The sequence below is a fragment of the Halobacterium bonnevillei genome, assembly GCF_009831555.1.
Taxonomy (GTDB): domain Archaea; phylum Halobacteriota; class Halobacteria; order Halobacteriales; family Halobacteriaceae; genus Halobacterium; species Halobacterium bonnevillei.
Map to the genome: position 1 here is coordinate 1 of NZ_WUUU01000329.1, position 1,421 is coordinate 1,421.

Here is a 1,421-nt window from a genome sequence, read left to right on the forward strand (position 1 = left end):
CGCACGAGTCGCGGGCGTCCCGCCACAGCGCAAGCGGCAGCACGGCGAACACGACGAGCGCGGGCACGCCGAGCGCCACGGCGGGAATCGAGACGAGGCTTTCGACGTCGGCGACGACGGCTTCCGGAACGACGACGGCGACGACGGCGACCCACAGCGAACTCGCCACCCAGAACGCGGTGACCAGCGGGACGGCGGCGACCCAGTACCACCACCGCGACCCGACGCGGACGTTACTCATGGCAAGTGGTTGGTGGCGCGGCCGCTTGTACGTCACGGAGGCCGCATCCGGCTACTATTCGCGGGCGACCGTCACGGCACGCCCTCGGACTGGTGGCGCCGGTAGAGGTAGTAGACCGCCAGCGGCGCCTGCAGCGGCTGGGCGACGATGCCGGCCAGCCCCAGGAGGCCGTACAGGACGGGGTCGGGTTCCCAGTCGCCCGCCGTGGCCGCGACCGCGTCCGCGTCCAGGTAGATGGCCACCGGGAACAGCAGCGTCAGGAGCATGCCGACGCCGACCAGCAACAGCACGACGACGACCACGCCCGCGACGCCGAGTCCGATGCTCGCCGCGCGCCAACCCCTGGCTCCATCGCGCTCGCGCCGGTCACGGCGACCAGGAACGCGGCGATGCTGACGACGAATCCCACCACCGTCGCGACGACGAAGTACACCGGCAGCGCCGCCACCCAGTACCACCACTTGGAGTCGGGTGCGGCCGCTCGGCGTCCGCCAGGGAGTGTCCGCCCGCGACTGGGGGTCTGGTCCCGGTGACTGGCGCGGCCTCGGACTGGCCTGCGTCCGAGTCTACGCCCGTCTCGTCGGGGTCAGAGTCGGAGGGCGAATCGGGCATACGGATGGGTTCGCCGCTCGCCCTGAAAAAGTTAGAGGGTGGCTGTAGCCAGTGCTGCCGCGTTCAGCCTCCGAAGCGGCTGTATGTCCGCGTTCAGAGCGCCTCTCGGTAGGCGTCGAGGGTGCGTTCGACGTCCTCCTCGGTGTGGGCGTAGGAGACGAACTGGGATTCGTACTGGTTCTGGGAGAGCAGGACGCCCCGGTCGAGCATCTGCGGGCGGAACACGCGGTTCCAGCGGTCGACAGCGCCGCGGCCGACGTCGCCGCCGGTCTTCGGGCAGGACTCGAAGCGGTCACAGCTCGGGTCCTGGCTGCAGCCGTCCGTGCACGCGCCGGACTGGGCGTCGCCGCCGCGCGTGAACACGACCTTGAACAGGCTGTCCGTGCCGACGACCGTGTACTCGGGCGCCTGGTCGGCGACGACGGCCTGCAGGCCCCCCCTGAGCTGTCGCCCGAGGTCGTTCACGTGCTCGTAGACGTCGTTCTCGGCGGCGTACTCGAGGGTTTCGAGGCCCGCAGCCATCGTCACGGGGTGCCCGGAGAAGGTGCCCGCCTGGAAGACGTCGCCG

The 1,421-nt window shown here is 70.7% G+C and carries 1 protein-coding gene and 2 pseudogenes; all 3 read right to left on the bottom strand.

Going from position 1 to position 1,421, the window contains the following annotated elements; genetic code table 11:
• Positions 1-241, bottom strand: a pseudogene (locus GRX66_RS18990) (hypothetical protein); the annotation flags it as partial.
• A 71-nt stretch (positions 242-312) separates the two neighbouring features.
• A complete protein-coding gene (locus tag GRX66_RS20230; protein ID WP_233745710.1) occupies positions 313-543 on the bottom strand; it encodes a hypothetical protein in 231 nt (76 codons plus the stop codon).
• A 403-nt stretch (positions 544-946) separates the two neighbouring features.
• Positions 947-1,421: pseudogene (locus GRX66_RS19000) on the bottom strand (glutamate-1-semialdehyde 2,1-aminomutase); the annotation flags it as partial.